Source organism: Natranaerobius thermophilus JW/NM-WN-LF, from assembly GCF_000020005.1.
GTDB classification, from domain to species: Bacteria; Bacillota; Natranaerobiia; order Natranaerobiales; family Natranaerobiaceae; genus Natranaerobius; species Natranaerobius thermophilus.
The window spans coordinates 1,678,849-1,698,889 of the sequence record NC_010718.1 but is presented as its reverse complement, the minus strand read 5'-3'; the positions used below and the strand labels follow the sequence as shown (position 1 = coordinate 1,698,889).

Here is a 20,041-nt window from a genome sequence, read left to right as displayed (position 1 = left end):
ATAAAAAAAGCTGGCCATTAGGCCAGCTTTTTTTATTATAATATTTTATAAATTAATGTGGTTTGAGGTGTTTGAATTTTGATAACTGTAAAATATCAATTACACTCAAATAACAGACTTTAAATTAAAAAGAGGAAATTACTAGTCTTTATAGAATATAGTATAGTAAGTAATAGATTAAAGGCGGTGATAGTATGCCCTATAGTGTAATGGTAATTATATTCTTGGTGATAATCGGTGTTTTTTTATTTTTAAGATTTTCGGCTCATTTCAATGCTTGTCGGAGAGTTTCCGAAAAACATCCCGGAGAAAATATAGAAGGTTGTCCTAATTGGACTTTAATAGACGAATCTGGAGAAAAAACTCAGGAAGAATATGAAGATGAAGATAAGGAATGAAAAACTCCCTGGAATATTAATAAAAGGCTCCATAAACGGGGCCTTTTTTATTTGTTTGCCCGGCATGCCTGCCGCGCCGATGGGTTGAAAGAAACCCTGTCACCTAACCAGCAGGAAGACAACCATAAGGCAAGGGCGTCACCGGTGACGGTGGAGTCTGAAGGAAGCTGAAGGGGGAATTTGGAACATAGTGAGAACAAACCGAGGATGGCCTTTTAGGTGGGTAACCTTGCAAATTATGGGAAAGCCCGAAAGCTGGATAACCTAAAAGGTTAGGACGGATGCGTTCAAATTCAGGCAAGCAGACTTAACCGGGGAGATACCTGTATTGTCTTGTGACGACAAGTAAAGTTAAGACAAGTGGAAACATGAGTTTTAACTAAAGCAGTGCAGGAGGCAGATGAACCCGTAGTAGTGAAGAACTTTCGGCCAAAGAAAGCTGGTAACAGTCTGGAGGATAAAACCGAAAGGACACTACACCTGGTTGTAGTGGTGCATAATGACCGAAAGGGGAATTATGTAGTGTGAAGGGGTGAAAGTAGACCAAAGAGTGTAGCAAGAACTCGAGTAGACACTTTAGGTAGGAAGAAAACTGAAGCTGAAATGCTAAAGGGAACGGAAAGTCAGGTGGTGACGAGCTTACTTGCTTTACCGTCCGCCTAGTGGAAGTAGAGCGTACCCTGATAGGTAAGATTGCCAAAGAGCTAGAGACACCGTTAAGCACGTTCAAAGAAACCACAACTAAAAGTGTAGAAAGAGGGAAGGCACACAGCGAAAGAAGGTGCAATTGATGAAGAAATGGTACAGTTTAATAGACAAGATTTATTCCAAAAAGAATCTAGAAGACGCCTACCGCAGGGTCAGAGCTAACAAAGGTAAACCCGGCATAGACCAGGTAACCGTGGAGGCTTATGGCTCCAACCTAGAAGAAAATCTGGAAACCCTTCATCATGACCTTAAAATTGGCGCATACAAACCACAACCTGTGAGGCGAGTTAAGATACCCAAACCAGATGGAAGTACTCGCCCATTAGGGATTCCAACCGTAAAAGACAGGGTAGTCCAACAAGCAACCTTAAATATACTTCAACCGATTTTTGATCCAGACTTCCACCCGTCAAGCTACGGATACAGGCCTAATCGCTCATGTCACAAAGCAATAGCTAAATCAGAACAGTTCATTAATAAATACAATCTAAGACATGTAGTAGATATGGACCTATCTAAATGCTTTGATAAATTAAACCATGAGTTGATTATCGAAGAAGTAGCCAAGAAAGTTAGTGATGGAAGTGTTCTCAAATTAATAAAGAAGTTTTTGAAGTCCGGAGTAATGGAAGATGGAGCCATAGAAGACACAGAAATAGGGAGCCCTCAAGGTGGAGTGATATCACCACTACTAACCAACATTTACCTAGACAGATTTGATAAAGAAATGAAGAGTCGCAATATCCGAATAGTAAGATATGCCGATGATATTTTAATATTCGCCTACACACCAAGACAAGCGAAAAGATATAAAGATATAGCTACTGAAATATTAGAAGACGAATTAAAACTAACAGTTAATAAAGAGAAAACTCACATAACAAATGACCGCAAAGGTGTTCCCTACCTAGGAGTTATCATAAGGAGTCAAAACATATCCATCCAGCCTGAAAAGATACAGAAATTCAAAGAAAAAGTCAGAACTCTTACACCAAGAAATCATGGTAGAAATCTATCCGAAATCATAAAAGAGCTAAATCCAGTATTAAGAGGATGGGCAAATTACTTCCGAATAGCCAATTGTAAGAAACAATTTGAGAACTTAATGAAATGGATTAGAAGAAGACTTAGGATGAAGAAAATGCGAGAATGGAAAAGTTGGAAACAACTACACAAAACTCTTCGCAGAAAAGGCTACAAAGGGGAATTTGAGAAAATCTCCATGAATAAATGGAGAAACTCATCAAGTCCTCTCATAAGTTTAGCACTACCCAATAAGTGGTTTGACGAGATAGGTCTAATTAATATTAGTACCTATCAAGTTGGTATTTTGCATCACTTTAGAAAGTGATCGAGGTCTACTAGGAGCCGTGTACGTGGCCCGTAAGCACGGTTCTGTGAGAGGAACGAAGCCACAGCTAATTACTGTGGCTTCTACCTACTCGATTAACTTTTTTTATTTTTTGCTTTTTATACTTCTCGAAAAAGCCAATGTATTCATATAATAAATTAACTTAATTTTAGTTTAATCGAGGGGGGAGAAAGGTTGAGTAAAGCGAAATGGGAGTTGGTATTATTAGGACGACTTGGTTCAAGAGAAAGAGTAATTGAATCCGGACTTTCTTACAATAAAGCATGTAAAAAATATAACTTCTTAAAAAGTCGTATCAATAAAAGTGGAACAATTATCGTGAGAAAGCAAAATAATAATGTAGTCTAAATATTTAAATGGGGTGAGTACCGATAAATACTACATTTAATATGTAAGTCCGGGGTTAAAACCCCGGAACCATTGATTTTTAACGCCAAGGTGATCTGGCTTTATCAAGCATACCTAACACAATGTGGGCCAGACCAAATCCTACAAGGCCAGCACCAAGTTTACCGCCCAGTTTTTTACCGACACCTGAAACGATAGAACCTAATGCAATTACAACTTTACTTGTATTCATCATGTTCATCATGGTACTCACCCCTGTTTTTAGTTTAACTCAAAAAACTATATCTAATTACCCCAAATGTTGACATACTTAAACTTGTCAATAAAAGTATATTAATGTAATATTTATTGTGAATTTGCTAATAAATACAATAAATGTAAAAGGAGGTATTAAAATTGGACAAGCCATCTAAATACTTATTTTTTTTATTAGTATCCCTTATTATAACTGTACCTATTAATACAGTTATTTCCACAACAGACACGGAAAATGAAATTAAATCCTATGAAATGGCTAAGTTAACTAATGGAGCTATATCACTATATCAACGACCTTTTTACCGACTTATAACAGGTACAACAAACAGTTTACATAAATGTGATTTCTCTGAGAAAAATATACAAGTAAAGGATAAAAATAATGAAGTATCTTATACTAAAAATCTTGAAGCAAATATCACAGAACAATCATATACAATTGATGAAGAGGAATTCGGTTCTGTTACTATTCAAAACAACGATTTAGAAATACCTGTAGAAATCTCTATAGATGAGAGTTTTATAGATTCAAAGGAGAGTCTGGATAATCAATCAAAGATTTTTGAAATTAAACCTGGGGATGCTATTACAATCAATAATGAACCAGAAAGAATTTATTATCGGTCTTTGGCTGCTACTGTAGATATTCAAATGATTGTTGGAGGAGAAATAGATATTAACAGTACAACAGAACATCAACCTGTTTTTAATGAAATCAGACCTGTACAATTTGATGTTATGGCTGTAGACCGACAATCTTCCAAAGTCTTTGCATCTAGAGGGGATGCAATCTATAAGAATAAGGATAGTGGGGATTATGGTAGTTGGATTAAGAAAGCTACCTTTGAAGATAAACTAGTACAATCTATGTTCTATACAATGGATGGCTCATTATTAATTACAACAAGTGAAGGGAATGTTCTAAGGAGTACTGATGATGGCAAAAGTTTTGAGACAGTATTAACGGATATTGTTAGGTGGCGAGCTTTTGATTCTATTCATCAGAACTCAGAAACTGGTACAATAATTTTTGGTGAATATCCTAGTTTTACTGGTCCAGATGGCGAAATTAGTTTATATAAGTCAACAGATGACGGAAGGAATTGGGAACAAGTTTTGACTAGGACCGGTGATGATATCCGTCATTGGCATTCTGTACAAGTTGACCCTTACAGTGGTAATTGGATTGCCACCACAGGAGACTTGGATAATGAAATTGAGTGGTGGGAATCAACTGATGATGGTGACACATGGGAAGCAATTTTAGGAGCTGATTCACCTAATGAAGGAAATCAAGATTACCGAACGTTAGGATTACTATTTTCACAAGACCAATACATATGGGGATCAGATAATCCTCTTTGGGGCTATGGTCAAAATTTTATTAGCTCCGTAGATAAGGATAACCCAGAAAATATTAGTAAAGATTTTCGTTTACCGGCTCCAGCTTATGTTTATTGGCAGTTTAGCGATATTTGGGGAATTGGCACATTGGCAGAAGGAACTACAATGGAAGACCAAAATGCCAGAATATACACATCCGAAAATCGAGGACAAACTTGGCAAGAAACTATTAGCTGGCCAATTGAGGCCTCAAAAAACTCAGGAGGTTTCACTAGTGTCAGTCACCCTAATGGTGATGGGTATATCTTTGTTAGGTTCAGTAGTGAATTAGTTGGTGCCCATGAAGAACCTTACGACTACCGAACTATGCGTTTAAAGCGACGCTAAAGACAAATATGTGTAAATTTTCTTTAATTAATTAAAAATGTGAAATTAGGTTCATGAGGAAGGATAATAACGACTAATCTAGAAAAATTTATGAGTGACAAAATAAAATGATTAAATAGGAGGGTACTTTAAATGAGTGAATTGTTAACACAAATCAAAAATAAGGCTTCTCAACAAAAGAAAATGATTGCTTTACCTGAGGCAACTGAACCTCGAATGGTAAAAGCAACTCAACAAATTTTACAGGAAGGTTTTGCAGATATCACCTTAATAGGTGATCAAGATGAAATTGAAAAAGTGGCAAATAATGAAGGAGTAGACTTATCTGGAGCCGAAATTTTAAATCCTAAAGAAACTGATAAGAATGATGATTACGCTGAAAAGTTATTTGAGTTAAGACAACATAAAGGAATAACCATGGAAGATGCACAGAAAATTGTAGAAGATCCTCTCTATTTTGCTGCATTGATGGTCAAAGCTGGCGATGCAGATGGATATGTAGGAGGGGCAGTAAATACCACTGGTGATACTTTTAGGCCGGCTTTACAAATTATCAAAACCGCACCAGGAATCTCTGTAGTTTCAAGTAGTTTTATCATGCTAGTTCCTGATTGTGAGTACGGTGATAATGGAGTATTTGTATTTTCTGATTGTGCTTTGAATCCAAATCCTGATAAAAACCAGATGGCTGAAATAGCTATAACAACTGCTGAAACTGCTAAAAATCTAGCTGGAATTGATCCTAAGGTTGGTATGCTATCCTTCTCTACCAAGGGAAGTGCGGATCATGAACTAGCACAAAAGGTCGTTGAAGCAACAAAAATTGCTAAAGATAAAGAGCCAGATATGATGATAGATGGTGAACTACAATTGGATGCTGCTATTATGCCTTCAGTAGGTGAGAAAAAAGCGCCTGGCAGTGAAGTTGCTGGAAATGCTAACACTCTAATATTCCCTGATCTACAATCAGGTAATATTGGATACAAATTAGTTCAAAGGCTTGCAGGTGCTAGAGCGGTTGGTCCAGTAACTCAGGGATTTGCCATGCCCGTAAATGACTTATCAAGAGGTTGTAGTGTTCAAGATATAGTTGACATTGCAGCAATAACTTCAGTGCAAGCTCAAGGTTAAAACTTAAACAAATGTTTACTTTTTGTTGATTGACACCGGCTCAACCTTTCTGTTATTGTAAATCTCGACTACTAATTAAGGGAGGGTTGAAGTCAGCATTTTATATAAGTAACTTGATTTCTACAACAACTATTTTAAATAATATTATGGGAGGTATTTTTTTGAAATTACGAAAATTAATATTGACTGCACTGTCGTTAATCATTCTAGTAACCTTTGCAGCATGTGGAGAAGAAGCACCTAAAGATGAAGCAGAGCCTAAGGAATCTCAAGATGTAGAAGGAGAAATAGAACAGGATGTAGTAGCCGTTGTTAATGGAGAAGAAATTATGTACGAAGAACTTAGCCAAACCAAAGAACAGTTGGCATTTCAAATGCAAATGCCCATTGATCAGCTAGAAGAACAAGACGATGAAATGATGAATGAACTTCGTGATATGGCTATGGAAGAACTTATTGGAGGAACTCTTCTAGCACAAGAAGCTGAAGCAGAAGGTTTAACGCCAGATGAAGAAGAAGTTGAAAAGAACCTTGAACAATATACTGCTCAATTTGGCGAAAGTGAAGAAGAGATTGAAGAAAACTTAGCCCAAGAAGATTTAACAATGGAAGATTTAAGAGAAGATGTAACACAATCTTTAATGATCACAGAAATCATGGATGAGAAGATAGAAGTTGATGAAGATGTAGATGTATCCGAAGAAGAAGTTCGAGAAGTATATCAACAACAACAAGCTCAAATGCAGATGATGATGGGAGAAAAAGAAGAAGATGCCGACTTACCAGACTTCGAAGATTTAGAAGAAGAAGAACGTCAAGAGATGGAAGAAATGGCTGAACAACAAAAAATACAACAACTAGAACACGAAAAATTAATGGAATACATTGACGAATTAAGAGAAGAAGGAGAAGTTGAAGTTAAAATATAATAAAAGAGAACTGAATACGATTAACTTAGAAGAGTTCTATAAGATCGTAAGATTGTAAAAAGCCAGCCTGATCCAGGTTGGCTTTTTTTTATTAACCCCAGTATACGACAGTATATTTTTGGTAACAATAAATTGTAACTTATCAAGATAATAGGAGGTATGAAAATTGAGAAAGATAGGGGTATTAATGATCGCCCTGATCGTTTTGATCACGCCAATTATGATGGGTTGCGAACCAGAAGAAGATGTACCACCTGAAAACGATGCTAATAAAGAGGATTATGCTGGTGTTAATGAAGACGAAGAAGAACAAAACAATGAAGACGAAGCTCTACCTCCTGAACGGAAAGGTGTTTATCCTGATGGTACATATCGCGGTGCCTTTCACGACAGGGGTACATATTTAGGTGATCAAATCGGAATACAGCAAGTGGGCGTTCAATTTACCTTAGAAGATAATGAAATGCAAGACTTGGAATTTAGGGTTTTAGCCTGGGGTGGAGATAACTACATGGTACCAGATGATCCAAATAATGAATGGCCTAAAGAAGATTTAGATGTTTTACGAGAACAGTATGAAGAGGCTTTGGAATATTTAGAAGGTCGACATATTACTGATATAACTGATCTATTTGAACCAGGTGATGTAGCTGAAGATAAGGAAGGTACTGGGGAAATATTAGACACATGGACTGCGGCGACCATGAGGGCTAACAAAATTACTCATGCCATTCGAGATGCTTTAAATAAAGGGGTTTATGTTCCTGAAGATTAATATTATATAAAATTCATTAGGTCCAATCCCGATTACTCAGATAAGTAGTCGGGATTTTTTTAAAATAAATTTTCACATTAACTTTTTAAATGAAATGGCAAAACTTTCTATAAACTAGGAGTAAACTATTGTGATAATAATATGATTAAACTGGGACAATAAAACTAGACAATAAGTCTGTAAATTAAGGAGGAAGGCATTTTGAATGAGTTAAAGGATACCTCAATTCACAAAGATATAGAAAAAAACGTAGACACTCTGAAACAGTATCTGGGTACTGAAGAGAGTTTTGATGTTGTTATAAGAGAGTTTGAAATTGGCGACAATAAAGCAGCTCTTTGTTATATTGATGCCTTCGGAGATGATCAAATAGTAACCTTGATTATGCAAAACCTAGTCAAGGTTGAACGTAAAGAAATTGTTCCTAATACACACGATAAAATTCTTCAAAAAACCATCCCATACACCGAAACAGAAGTTTTAACCGATTTGCAGGATGCAGTTGACGAAATGCTCGCAGGTCAGATGTTGCTGTTTAATGATGGCGAAGATAAAGTGATAGTGTTAGATACAAGATGGTATCCAGCAAGAGACCCAGAAGAACCTGAAGTAGAAAGAATAACAAGAGGGTCTAGAGATGGTTTCGTTGAAACTATCATGTTCAATATAGGCCTTATAAGAAGAAGAATTAGGGATCCAAGACTTAGAGTTAAGCCATACAGGATAGGGCGACGTTCCAAAACAGATATTGCTTTACTGTACATGAACGACATTACTAATCAGGAATTGATAGAGAATATTGAAGATGAGATAAATAGTATTGATATAGACGGTATTCCAATGGCTGAAAAAACCGTAGAGGAATATATTACTCGTGAATTTTTAAATCCGTACCCTCAGGTCCGTTATACAGAAAGAGCGGATGTAGCAGCAATACATCTTATGGAAGGCCATGCGGTTATCTTAGTGGATACTTCACCATCTGCAATTATCGCACCTACAACTTTGTTTTCTCATATGCAACATGCCGAAGAGTATAGACAAAACGCTTTAGTTGGAACTTATCTTAGATGGATTAGATATATCGGAATTTTCATTAGTTTATTTCTTGCACCACTTTGGCTAATGTTTTCACTAGAACCTGATTTATTGCCAGAAGCTCTTGCTTTTATTGGACCAGAAGAAGTGGGACCCATTCCCATAGCAATTCAATTTATTATGGCTCATGTGTTTGTCGATTTAGTAAAACTAGCATCTGTACATACTCCAACACCTTTAGCTACAGCCCTGGGACTGGTAGCGGCAATTTTGATAGGGGAAATTGCAGTAGATGTGCAAGTATTTGTTCCTGAAGTCTTATTGTATATCAGTATTGCCGCTGTTGGTATGTTTTCTACACCAAGTCACGAGTTTCAAATGGCAAACAGAGTTTCACATTTAGTTCTCTTAGTTTTAATAGGATTATTTAGCTATTACGGGCTCCTAATTGGTCTCTTAGGTGGTTTAATTTTCTTGGCAACAACTAAATCTTTCGGAGTCCCTTATTTATGGCCTTTAATTCCTCTGAATTGGGATGCTTTAACAGCGATCCTGTACAGAAAACCAGTACCCATGAGAAATTTTAAACGTCCTCAAGCATTAAAGTCTAAAGACAAATACCGAAAAGACAAAGATAATAATTAAGTTTTAAAATTAAATATATTAAATAGCATTAAAAGCGCCTAAAAGAGGGCGCTTTTATTATTTAAAAAAAAGATTTACTTTTCATCCAAATGCTGCTAAAATTAATATATTAATTAAGCTTTTTTGAGAGGATGAAGTGTAATGACTAATTTTAAAAAAAAGAAAGTGTTGATTTTATGCCAGGAAAGTGAAGTACCTATTGTTGAGGAAAGTTTATCACAAATTGAAGAGTACGAAGTGGAGACAGAAACAACTGAAGATATATTTTTAAGGGGACCAGAAGAGTATTTAAAAGAAATGATAGATACAATCAATGAAGATAAGTCAATATTTGACGGTGTTATAGGAACCAGGGATGTAACTAGTGTTTTTGCCAATGTTATATGTGAGATGACAGGCAAACCTGCAACTTCCATAGAAAGTATGATAAATTGTCAAAACAAATATATATCAAGAACAATCCAAGCTAAATACATACCAAATAGTACGCCTGATTTTTGGCTGGATTCTAATTTTTTGAAAGAATTTCCATTAGTCCCTCCATTTTTTGCAAAGCCTGTTCGTGCAAATGTGTCCTATTCAAGTAAAAAATGTCATGCTTACGATGAATTGAGGGAATTAATCAGATCCAACACAGCACAATTATCAGAATATAATCAATACTATCTAGATTCTTTAGCAGTTTCTTCTCATTTAAAAAATCAGTTGAATCTTGAAACTTATAATAGATTCATCTGTGAAGAAGTTATCGCCGGTGAACAAGCCACAGTTAACGGTTATATTTATAACGGGGAGATAAACTTATACGGTATAGTAAAAGCTGTTTTTCATGAAGATAAAATCAGCTTTAGCCATCATGAATGGCCCTATGAAAATCTCTCAAAAGAAATGGAAGCACAAATCCAAGATACAGTATCGACACTTGTGAAGGGATTACAACTAGATAACACCTTCTTTAATGTAGAACTAAGAATAGAAGAAGATTTAGAAAAAATCAATATTATTGAGGTGAACAGTAGAGCAGCCTTTCAATTTGCGAAAATGACCGAAGCGATTATGGGAATTAATTATATTCAGTGGCTCTGTGATCTGGCAGTAGGAAAACAACCTCGAAATATTAAAGAAGGAGAGAATTTAACCTACAAACATTGTTACAATTTTGAACTGCGCGAATTTAGCGATAAAGAAATTGTCAGAGTCCCAATGACATCAGACTTAGAACAACTTAAAAGAATGTATCCTGAAGTTACAATAAAAAACCTTGTAAATGCTAACACCAGGCTTTCAGATTATAAACAGAACCTAGAAAGCTATAGATACTGTATTTTAGACATACCTGGCAATAGTCAAAAAGAAGTATTAGAAAAATATGAAGAGGTAACCAGCCAACTAGGCTATGAATTTAGAGATTAACTCCTTTAAGAATCTAAGAGACTATGATACCATTGATGAGAGTATTGGGGTTCAAGGAGGTGCATAATATGTTCCAAGTAGCTGCTATTCAAATGACTCCCATTATGAATGATGTAGACGGAAATATAAAAAGAGGAGTACATTTGGCAAAAAATGCGATTGCAGAGGAAGCTGATTTAATCGTATTTCCAGAACTATGGACTACTGGATATCATCTTTCGAGAGAATCATTTCGTGCCTTGGCCGAAAAACCTGATGGTAAAACAGTATCAACTTTTCAAGAAATCGCCAAGCAGGGAGAAGTATCAATAGTATGTCCCTTCGTTGAGGAAGCAGGGGATAAAATTTATATAGCTGCTGCTGTAATAGATACAGAAGGGGAAACTAGAGGAATAGTCCGTAAAAGTTTACTTTGGGGAAGAGAACAACAAATATTTAATGCTGGTGTAATGGAGTATCCGACTTTCGACTCCAAAGTTGGCAAAATAGGTATCCTAATCTGTTATGAAATGGAATTCCCTGAAACAAGTCGTTTATTAGCACTAGAAGGGGCTGAAGTAATAGTTTGTCCGTCAGTATGGAGTATGTCTGCTGCCCATAGATGGGAAATTCAACTACCGGCAAGGGCTCTAGATAATACAGTTTTTGTCCTGGGTGTTAATACAGTAGGAAACAATAGCTGTGGTAAAAGTAAATTATTAAGCCCAATGGGAGATGTTTTGGCAGAAGCTTCCGGCAGAAAAGAAGAAATTTTAATAAGGGCTATCGACAAAGAAGCACTACTATGGGCGAGAGACGAAGTTTCTTATTTAGAAGATTACAAAACAAAGCTAACTCCCGGAGGAGAGGAAATACCCACTCCGATATGGTAGCTTATACTTTTCAAAAAAGAAAAGTATTATATTAAAAAACCGCTGGTTAGAAACCAGCGGTTTTTTATGGTTGTTGTATGGTCGGAGCGGCGAGATTTGAACTCGCGACCTCTACACCCCCAGTGTAGCGCGCTACCAAGCTGCGCCACGCCCCGACGTGCATTTTGTATTATACACTATCACAACTGACTTTTCAAGGGTTTAGATAAACTTTTACATACTATTATTTAAAAAGCCCCTTTAACCAATGTGTACTTCGGTTAAAGGGGAAATTCTACTAATCTATATAAAATTCATCTAACTGAATTAGGGAATCCACTGTGAAACTTGATCTTCGTATTTTTCCATCCATTCTTTTACTGAACCTGCTTCATCACCTGATTCAGAAATCATTCCCATTAGTTCACCTAATTCTTCATCAGTTAAAAACATATTTTCTAATAATTCAACTACTTCTGGCATATCCTCTTCTAGATCTGTTCGTGCCATGACACGAATATCTTCAGCTTCACCGTAAATACCTTCTGGGTCATCCAAGAATTTTAAATCCCATTCTGCAAATTTCCAGTGAGGTGTCCAGCCTGTAACTACAACCCAATCTTCATTTTGAATAGATCTTCTTAGTTCAGCTGTCATTCCAGAATCACTGCTGGTAATGAGTGAATAATCTTCTAGACTCTCATAAGCTTCTTGGGCGTTTTCTGTAGCTTCCATAATTCCTGCGCCAGAATCAATTCCAATAATTTCACCATCAAATTCAGCAATGTATTCTTTCAATTCATCAATTGAGTCGATGTCAACGTAATCAGGTACAACTAACCCTATTCTTGCGCCTTCAAAGATAGCACCTAAATCTGATAAGTTCTCTCCATGTTCCTCGTAATAACTACCATGAGTTACTGGTAACCAGGCTGCTACATAAAAATCTTGATTTCCTCTTGCTAGGTCTGTATAAACTACTCCAGGGTCTGCCATAGTTAATTCTACTTCATATCCCATCTCTTCTAAGATACCAGCTACTAAATGTGTTTTAGCTGAAGCACAAGCCCAGTCTACGTACGGTATCTTAACTTCTTGAACTTCTTCTGCCTCACCTTCACTACATGCTACAATCACCAACAAGCCAATAATCATAACAGCTACTAACATAAAACCTAATTTTGTTTTCAAAACTTTCCCCTCCTATAAATCGTAATTATTTTTTGTTTCGAAAGTGTAGATTTTTGCTTATTTAGCTAGAAATCACTAGTTTAACGAACTAGTGTTTTAAAAAAATTAGTTTTCAAGTAAGACTATTATATACTTGATAGCAATAAAAAGCAATTTCTGGAAAACTCCTTTAACCTGATTAAACAAGATTAGAAAGAGTTTACTCTTGTTTAATAACTATTTCAATGTGATTAAAAAATAACAATTATGGTTTTTAAATAAGTATAATATGGAAAATTAATAAATAATGATAGTTTTAGAAAGTGAGGAATTAGAAAAAATAGGTTTAATGGGAGAGGCGTAAATGAGATTTGATTTAGGCGAACAAAAGAGAAGAAATTTAATCTTGGAAGGCAATCTATTAAAAGTACTTTGGTTTCTTTCATGGCCTGTAACTATCCAATTAGTAGTGAACAATGTTGTTAGAGTTACGGGTACTAAAATGGTAGGTGTCTTAGGGTCTGATGCAATTGCTGCAGTAGGAATTGCACAACAAGTCCTTATGGGTGTATCTGTACCAGCTATGGGGTTATCTATGAGTGCTACTGCAGTTGTTGCAAATTATTTCGGAGAAAAAAATTACACAGGAACTTTATATGCAATTGGACAAATTATATTAATAGCTCTATTATTATCTGGTTTTACAACTTTTATCGGTTTAAAATACGGTGACAATATTTTATTATTACTCGGAGCAGAAGAACAATTATTACAATTAAGCCATAACTATTTAAAAATTTTGTTTGCAGCTTCCTTTGTTCTAATAACCAAGTTTCCACTTTGGGGGATTTTTCAAGGATTAGGTGATACAAGGATTCCGATGAAAATGGATCTTTTTTCTAATGCTTTGAATGTATCAGGAAATTATACTTTTATTTTTGGCCTTGGTCCAATCCCTTCTCTGGGATTAACGGGTGCTGCAGTTGGTAGTGTATTGGCTGATGCGGTTATACTTGTGAGAGCTATAGGAGAATTAGCCAAAAAAATCTCGGGATTAGTTCTCAGCTTTTATGATTTATTTAAGATACGTTTGGCAATTATGAAGAAAATAATTAAAATTGGTGTACCAGCTACTTTACATGGTTTTATTCAGATGAGTAGCAATATTTTACTTATCATGATGATGACTCGTATCCCGGGAGGTACTGATGTGGTGTCTGCATATTCAGTAGGAATGGTTGTATTTGGCTTAACTACATTTCCTGCAGCTTCAATAGCAACTGTAGCAGCTTCAATGGTAGGTGTTAATTTGGGGAATTCAGATCAAAACAGGGCTATCTCTAGTGGTTTTACCTGTGCAATTACCGGTGCAATGGTTATTACTTTCACAGCTATTCTTACACGAGTTTTCGCACCTGAACTATTAAAGTTTTTCGTTAAAGATTTATCTGTAATTAAAATCGGTGACTCATTATTAAAAACACTTTCTCTTGTTATGCCTGTTCATGCTTTGGGAATTGTCTTTTCAAGAGGAATGCAAGGAGCCGGGGACGCAAAAACACCTTTTATAATTGCTGCATTAACAGGAGTAGGAGCTAGAGTGCCTCTGGCATACATTTTTACTTTCAGTATGGGGATGCAAAGTAAAGGTATTTGGTTAGCCATTGCAGTTACACAAGTTATCTCAGCTGTTATTCTGACTTATAAATTTAAAACTGTAGTGAGGAAAAGAGCCGAAAATATTAAAAATTACTAGCATAAGTGGTATAATTTAACTTGAGATGTCATTGACATTTTTAATGATTATTGTATCAAGTGTTAAAAATTATGGAGGAGAGATTTCTTTGCGTGTTGGTATTGTTGGAGCAGGTCCAAGCGGTTTAGCTGCCGGAATGTTATTAGCTTCAAAAGGTTTTCAAGTATCTATCTATGAAAAAAATACTCAGATTGGTGGAAAATGTAGTGTTATGAATGACCAAGACGGAAAATTCACCTTTGATTTAGGCCCAACTTATTTTATAATGCCTTTTGTTCTTGAAGATATTTTTTGGCAGTGCAATAAAAATCTGCATAATTATGTAGATTTAAAGTTATTAGAACCTTTTTATCAGATAATATATCAAGATGGTTCCAGGTTATATCCTCGCAGAAACTATAAGCGATTAAAAGAAAATATTCATCAGTTTAGCAGTGCCGATGTTTCCGGACTGGATAAATTCTTAGATGACAATAGTAAAAAATATGAAAATCTTTTTTATGCTCTCAGAGCTGGTTACTCTAATTTTAAAAACTTACCAAAATGGAATTTAATTAGTAATTTTGCACATCTCAAACCATTCACTAATTTTTGGAAAGATTTAGAACAGTATTTTGAGAATGACAAGGTAAAATTTGGTTTTACATTTCAGACTAAATATGTTGGTAGATCCTTTCATAAATGCCCTTCATTATATAGCATTCTCTCATATCTTGAATATAGTATGGGTGTTTTTCATGTGATGGGAGGGCTAAATAAATTATCAAAAGCTATGGGAAAGGTCATTGAAGAGTTGGGAGGGCAAATTTATTTAAATTGTGAAGTAAAACAAATAAACACAAGTGACAATCAAGCTAAGGAAATTGTTTTAAAAGACGGTTCGTCCAAAGAGCTCGATGAAGTGATATGTGCTACAAACGATTTGAATCATATAATGAAGTTAGTCAATAAGTCGGAAAGAAAAAAGGATCTGAAAGTGTCTAGTGATGTAAACTATTCATACTCAAAAATGGTTATGTACCTGGGATTATCAAAAACTTTCTATAATCTCATGCATCACAGCATAATTGTCCCTGAAAATTTCTGGGATACCTTTGAAGAACTTAATAAAGGTGAGATACCAGAAGATCCTATTATATCCGTCCAAAACCCTTGTGTAACAGATCCTAGTTTGGCAGAGGGCGATAGGTCTGTAATGCAGTTGTCCGTCGCTGTACCTAATTTGAACACTAATATTAACTGGAATGAAATATTGATTAAAAAATTACAAACTAAGATAATTAACTGTGTTGAAAAACATTTAGAAATCAAAGACATTGAAAAGTATATTGAGTTTCAAGATATTAAGTCTCCCCAAGATTGGTACGAAAACTTTAATAGCCCCTATGGGGCATGTTTCGGTAAAATTTCAAATTTAAAAGAAATACTTGGTATAAATGTGAATAATAACCTCACGTTTTGGAACAATTTATGGATAACAGGCTCTTTAGCTATATCTGGAAATAACCTGGCTTTAACTTACGAAGCTGGTCGAAGTGTAGCGCACGAAATAATAAAAAAATATGGGATTGAACCACCTGAACTAGTAAATCCACCGGTTTCACATTTCCAAGAAGAAGATTAAAAAAGACAATGGTGATTAAGAATATTTGCAGGTACATAAAAAATGAGTTACAATTTAATGAAACACTATTGGTTATAATTATTAAAAAGACAGCGAGACACAATTTTAAACACTAATCCTACATAACAGTTAAGGAGGTTTTTTGAATGTCATCACAAAATGAACAAACCTTTGTTATGGTTAAACCCGATGGGGTAGAGAGGGGATTAGTCGGAGAGATAATTTCTCGACTAGAGAATAAGAGATTGAACTTAAGGAAGATAACCATGTTAGAAGTCTCTAAAGAGTTAGCCCAAACCCATTATCAAGAACATAGGGACAAACCCTTTTTTAACGATTTAATCAATTACATAACAAGTGGACCAGTGGTTGCTATGGTATGGGAGGGAGATAATGTCATTGAGGTTGTTCGTAAGTTGATAGGGGATACGGACCCTAAAAAAGCTGCACCAGGTACCATTAGAGGTGATTTAGCTTTAGATATAACTTATAACTTAGTTCACGGGTCTGATAGTGAAGATACTGCAAAAAGAGAAATTAATTTATTTTTTCGACCGACGAACTAATGCATAGAACTGAGTATGATCAGTAGGGAGAGGAGAGATTCATAATTGACTGATACAGCTTTTGAAACATTTAAATCTAAAGTTTATCAAAAAACAGGAATTGATCTTAATCAATATAAACAAAAACAGATGAAAAGGCGATTAACAACATTAATGAGTAAACGAGGATACTCATCTTATGATGACTATTGGTTGGCATTACAAAGGGACGAAAAACTTTATAGAGAATTTTTAGATCGGATTACAATTAACGTATCAGAATTTTTTAGGAATCCCCAAAGATGGAATGTATTAGAAGAAACTATCTTACCTAAAATAATTAAACAAAAGGGGAAGGATGAGAAATTAAAAATTTGGAGTGCTGCATGTTCGACAGGAGAAGAGCCATATTCTCTGGCGATGGTTCTAAAAGAGTTTTTTCCACCATCACAATTTGATATTTTAGCTACTGACCTAGATGAAACTGTTTTGAATCAAGCACGTAAAGGAGTTTATTCAGAAGAAAGAATTAAAGAGGTGAACTCTGACAGATTATTTAAATATTTTAATCAAGAAGATAAACTATATCACGTTAAGGACGAAATAAAAAAATGTGTCAATTTTAAAAAACACAATCTCTTAAAAGACCCATATGATAAAAACTTCGATCTCATACTTTGTCGTAATGTTATGATCTACTTCACGGAAGAAGCAAAAAGCATTCTATATAAAAATTTCTACCAAGCTTTAGCTCCCGGGGGAGTCTTATTTGTAGGGAGTACTGAACAAATATTTAACGCCAGTAAATTAGGATTTCAATCAATAGCCACATTTTTCTATCAAAAATAAGTTTTGAATTCACTACTAAAAATAATATTTAAACATAAAAAAATAGCCCGGTAATCGGGCTATTTTACGTTTAGTATAATTAATTGGCTGGGGCGGCAGGGATCGAACCTGCGAGTCCGGGGACCAAAACCCCGTGCCTTACCACTTGGCTACGCCCCAACGATTTAGTATACATTAGATATTATAATCTATATTTTTAATTTTATACTTTTGTTAGTAATTAAATTAATGGTGGAGAGGGGAGGATTCGAACCTCCGAAGGCTTGCGCCAGCAGATTTACAGTCTGCCCCCTTTGGCCAAACTCGGGTACCTCTCCAAATAAATTTAAAATAAAAAATGGAGCTGACGGTGGGACTCGAACCCACAACCTGCTGATTACAAGTCAGCTGCTCTAGCCAATTGAGCCACGTCAGCTTGTTGGCGGGGCTGACGGGATTCGAACCCGCGGTCTCCGGCGTGACAGGCCGGCGTGTTGAGCCACTTCACTACAGCCCCATATTGTTGTTGTCTTGCCGCAGAATTATTTTATCCCGCCGCGACATTTATTAGTATAACTCATGCAATAAATATAGTCAAGGGATTTATTGAATCAAAAATTTTAAAAAAATTATATCGGCTTAGAAATATTACAATTCATACCTGCGACCCTATGCTTTAAAGGCGCTAAGATCTCGTCACCCCAGTATTTTTGCTGATTTTTGGTTAGTCTATTGTATATTAAATTTAAAACTAGTCTAGCACCCGGATCCATACCTTGACATCCAGCTAGTAAGAGAACATCGCCAGTTTGTAAATGTCTTTCAATAATAACAGACTTAATAGCTGATCTTAGTTGAGAGAAATATCTAACCCTTATTCCAGCTGATTTCAAAAGAGAAAGGGTGGTATCTCTTTCTGTCATCGTAACTTTATTCTCAATTCCCACTATTTCATCACTTGATGTTACATAAACTTCTTGAAGGTTTAATTTTTTTAGCCATTTAATTAAAGCCTTAGTATTTTCCTCATTAACAGTCTTACCTCTACCACCTCTAATGGCATATAAAATTTTTAGGTTATTAAAATCCATCTTTCCTAGGGTTTCCATGGTGACTTCAATATTTCCGGGATTGGCAAAGTGATCATCTATAATTTTGAATTTTTTGTCAAATATCAGTTGGAATCTGCGTTCTACACCTGAAAATTTAGCCAGCTCTGACTGTATCCGAGTTATAGGTTCATCCAATAATAATGTCGATATAGCAGCAGAAGTAGCATTATAGACATTATGAAGGCCCAATACTTTTAATTTGATTTTAAATCGACCTGGTTTTATCCATTTGCCCGATAGAGTAGAGAAACCTCTATTGATAACTAGATCAAAACTGGCACTTCCTGATGATAAATCCAGATTGTCAATTCCAATTGTAGCATCTATGCCTTTTACACTATAAGTTATAACTTTCGCTTTAGTGTAATTAATCATTTTACAGGCATTTTCACAATCAACATTAATAACAGCCCTTTTATCTTCCTGAATTTCTTCTACTAAACGCTGTTTAGCTGCAAAATAGTTTTCGAAAGAGCCGTGTTGGTCAATATGGTCCCTCGAGATGTTATTAATTATAGCGATATCATAGTCCACGGCAGAAACCCGTTCCAGTTCTAATCCTGAAGAAGATACTTCCATAGTACAATAATTGATATTTTTTCTTTTCATAGAAGCTAAGTATCTTTGGAGATCTAAAGATTCAGGGGTGGTTAAATCCGATTCCTTTGTCTCTTCTCCTAATTTTACTATAACAGTTCCCAATAAGCCCGTGGGTTTGTTGCTGCTAAGAATTTGATCAATCATGTAAGTGGTAGTTGTTTTACCATTAGTAGAAGTAATTCCTATCATATTCATAGACTTGGAAGGATGTTGATAAAACTTAGCACTAAGATGAGAAAGGGCTCGTCTTGAATTTTCAACTACTACTTGCAAGAGAGGAATATGGGGGATTTCTCGCTCAACTATTAATGCAACTGCCCCTTTGTTGTAGGCTTTTTCTGCAAAAGCATGGCCATCGTATTGATGGCCCGTTAAACAAAAAAATAACTCATTTTGGGAAACATTTTGGGAATGATAATTTAAACCGGATATTTTGATATCGTCTAGGGCTTGCTTAATATTTCCAGAATTACCAGGCATGACTATGCTTTTTATAGGATAATTTTCTATTAAAGCCCTTAAACTAACATTATCAGGCATATTATTCACCTCAGAGTATAATAATCTTCGTTGAGTTTAAAAAGATCTCAACCTATGAATAAAAGTTCTCCAGGTTTCAGGGTCAAAAAGCCCTGCTGGACTATCTCCAATGTAACTAAAACCGACTAGAAAACCTATACCAAAAGCAGCTACTATTAAAATTAAGACTATAATCAAATTTGAAATTTTCATTTGCATCACTCCAATAACAAATATCCCTGGCTACTGATAAATGTAAATATTATTAGATACTTTCAAATCGTAATTGA

18 protein-coding genes and 5 tRNA genes are annotated in these 20,041 nt (G+C 35.5%); 14 read left to right on the top strand and 9 right to left on the bottom strand.

The features are described 5' to 3' along the window. Window positions 1–194 precede the first annotated feature (194 nt). The 3 genes from NTHER_RS08180 (at window position 195) to NTHER_RS15935 (ending at window position 2,826) form a co-directional block, all read left to right on the top strand. Window positions 195–398: a hypothetical protein gene (locus tag NTHER_RS08180; RefSeq protein WP_012448061.1), complete on the top strand. Its 204-nt coding sequence runs from the start codon at window positions 195–197 to the stop codon at window positions 396–398. Window positions 399–1,188: 790 nt separating this feature from the next. Beyond that, window positions 1,189–2,457 carry a group II intron reverse transcriptase/maturase gene (gene ltrA, locus NTHER_RS08175; RefSeq protein WP_012447437.1) on the top strand — a complete coding sequence of 423 codons (1,269 nt, stop codon included), beginning with the start codon at window positions 1,189–1,191 and terminating at the stop codon, window positions 2,455–2,457. Between the two features lie 195 nt (window positions 2,458–2,652). Then, window positions 2,653–2,826, top strand: coding sequence for a hypothetical protein (locus NTHER_RS15935; protein ID WP_012448060.1), 174 nt, complete (start codon window positions 2,653–2,655; stop codon window positions 2,824–2,826). A 79-nt stretch (window positions 2,827–2,905) separates the two neighbouring features. Here the strand turns inward: NTHER_RS15935 and NTHER_RS15930 are convergent, their stop codons facing one another. Then, window positions 2,906–3,079 carry a hypothetical protein gene (locus NTHER_RS15930; protein WP_158438238.1) on the bottom strand — a complete coding sequence of 58 codons (174 nt, stop codon included), beginning with the start codon at window positions 3,077–3,079 and terminating at the stop codon, window positions 2,906–2,908. Between the two features lie 143 nt (window positions 3,080–3,222). Between NTHER_RS15930 and NTHER_RS08170 the strand changes: the two genes are divergently transcribed. The 7 genes from NTHER_RS08170 (at window position 3,223) to NTHER_RS08140 (ending at window position 11,618) form a co-directional block, all read left to right on the top strand. Further along, window positions 3,223–4,815, top strand: a complete 1,593-nt coding sequence (locus NTHER_RS08170) for a WD40/YVTN/BNR-like repeat-containing protein (RefSeq protein WP_012448058.1) — start codon at window positions 3,223–3,225, stop codon at window positions 4,813–4,815. A gap of 132 nt (window positions 4,816–4,947) precedes the next feature. Next, entirely contained in the window at window positions 4,948–5,946 is a 999-nt protein-coding gene (pta, locus tag NTHER_RS08165) for a phosphate acetyltransferase (protein WP_012448057.1), read from the top strand. A gap of 161 nt (window positions 5,947–6,107) precedes the next feature. Continuing rightward, window positions 6,108–6,875, top strand: a complete 768-nt coding sequence (locus NTHER_RS08160) for a SurA N-terminal domain-containing protein (protein WP_012448056.1) — start codon at window positions 6,108–6,110, stop codon at window positions 6,873–6,875. A gap of 166 nt (window positions 6,876–7,041) precedes the next feature. Further along, a complete protein-coding gene (locus NTHER_RS08155) occupies window positions 7,042–7,650 on the top strand; it encodes a hypothetical protein (protein WP_012448055.1) in 609 nt (202 codons plus the stop codon). A gap of 201 nt (window positions 7,651–7,851) precedes the next feature. Further along, window positions 7,852–9,333 carry a spore germination protein gene (locus tag NTHER_RS08150; RefSeq protein WP_012448054.1) on the top strand — a complete coding sequence of 494 codons (1,482 nt, stop codon included), beginning with the start codon at window positions 7,852–7,854 and terminating at the stop codon, window positions 9,331–9,333. A 141-nt stretch (window positions 9,334–9,474) separates the two neighbouring features. Next, window positions 9,475–10,746: an ATP-grasp domain-containing protein gene (locus tag NTHER_RS08145; protein ID WP_012448053.1), complete on the top strand. Its 1,272-nt coding sequence runs from the start codon at window positions 9,475–9,477 to the stop codon at window positions 10,744–10,746. A 68-nt stretch (window positions 10,747–10,814) separates the two neighbouring features. Further along, window positions 10,815–11,618, top strand: a complete 804-nt coding sequence (locus tag NTHER_RS08140) for a nitrilase-related carbon-nitrogen hydrolase (RefSeq protein WP_012448052.1) — start codon at window positions 10,815–10,817, stop codon at window positions 11,616–11,618. A 78-nt stretch (window positions 11,619–11,696) separates the two neighbouring features. On the opposite strand, the gene NTHER_RS08135 is transcribed toward NTHER_RS08140, so the two are convergent. Beyond that, window positions 11,697–11,773 (bottom strand) — tRNA-Pro (locus NTHER_RS08135). 151 nt (window positions 11,774–11,924) lie between these two features. Then, window positions 11,925–12,788: a glycine betaine ABC transporter substrate-binding protein gene (locus tag NTHER_RS08130; protein WP_012448051.1), complete on the bottom strand. Its 864-nt coding sequence runs from the start codon at window positions 12,786–12,788 to the stop codon at window positions 11,925–11,927. A 343-nt stretch (window positions 12,789–13,131) separates the two neighbouring features. Here NTHER_RS08130 and NTHER_RS08125 point away from each other — a divergent pair, with 343 nt between their 5' ends. The 4 genes from NTHER_RS08125 to NTHER_RS08110 all read left to right on the top strand — a co-directional run bounded on the left by NTHER_RS08125 (window position 13,132) and on the right by NTHER_RS08110 (window position 17,541). Next, window positions 13,132–14,523, top strand: coding sequence for an MATE family efflux transporter (locus NTHER_RS08125; protein ID WP_012448050.1), 1,392 nt, complete (start codon window positions 13,132–13,134; stop codon window positions 14,521–14,523). 88 nt (window positions 14,524–14,611) lie between these two features. After that, window positions 14,612–16,147 carry a phytoene desaturase family protein gene (locus tag NTHER_RS08120; RefSeq protein WP_012448049.1) on the top strand — a complete coding sequence of 512 codons (1,536 nt, stop codon included), beginning with the start codon at window positions 14,612–14,614 and terminating at the stop codon, window positions 16,145–16,147. Between the two features lie 146 nt (window positions 16,148–16,293). Next, complete coding sequence (gene ndk, locus NTHER_RS08115; RefSeq protein ID WP_012448048.1) at window positions 16,294–16,713, top strand: nucleoside-diphosphate kinase; 420 nt, start codon at window positions 16,294–16,296, stop codon at window positions 16,711–16,713. A gap of 45 nt (window positions 16,714–16,758) precedes the next feature. After that, window positions 16,759–17,541: a CheR family methyltransferase gene (locus NTHER_RS08110; protein WP_012448047.1), complete on the top strand. Its 783-nt coding sequence runs from the start codon at window positions 16,759–16,761 to the stop codon at window positions 17,539–17,541. Window positions 17,542–17,625: 84 nt separating this feature from the next. On the opposite strand, the gene NTHER_RS08105 is transcribed toward NTHER_RS08110, so the two are convergent. From NTHER_RS08105 to NTHER_RS15630, 6 genes are all read right to left on the bottom strand, one after another. Next, a tRNA-Gln gene (locus NTHER_RS08105) sits at window positions 17,626–17,700 on the bottom strand. Between the two features lie 70 nt (window positions 17,701–17,770). After that, window positions 17,771–17,858 (bottom strand) — tRNA-Tyr (locus NTHER_RS08100). Window positions 17,859–17,879: 21 nt separating this feature from the next. Beyond that, window positions 17,880–17,956 (bottom strand) — tRNA-Thr (locus NTHER_RS08095). 4 nt (window positions 17,957–17,960) lie between these two features. Then, a tRNA-Asp gene (locus NTHER_RS08090) sits at window positions 17,961–18,037 on the bottom strand. A gap of 112 nt (window positions 18,038–18,149) precedes the next feature. Next, complete coding sequence (locus tag NTHER_RS08085; RefSeq protein ID WP_012448046.1) at window positions 18,150–19,772, bottom strand: Mur ligase family protein; 1,623 nt, start codon at window positions 19,770–19,772, stop codon at window positions 18,150–18,152. Window positions 19,773–19,808: 36 nt separating this feature from the next. Next, a complete protein-coding gene (locus NTHER_RS15630; RefSeq protein ID WP_012448045.1) occupies window positions 19,809–19,964 on the bottom strand; it encodes a DNA-directed RNA polymerase subunit beta in 156 nt (51 codons plus the stop codon). Between the last annotated feature and the right edge of the window lie 77 nt (window positions 19,965–20,041).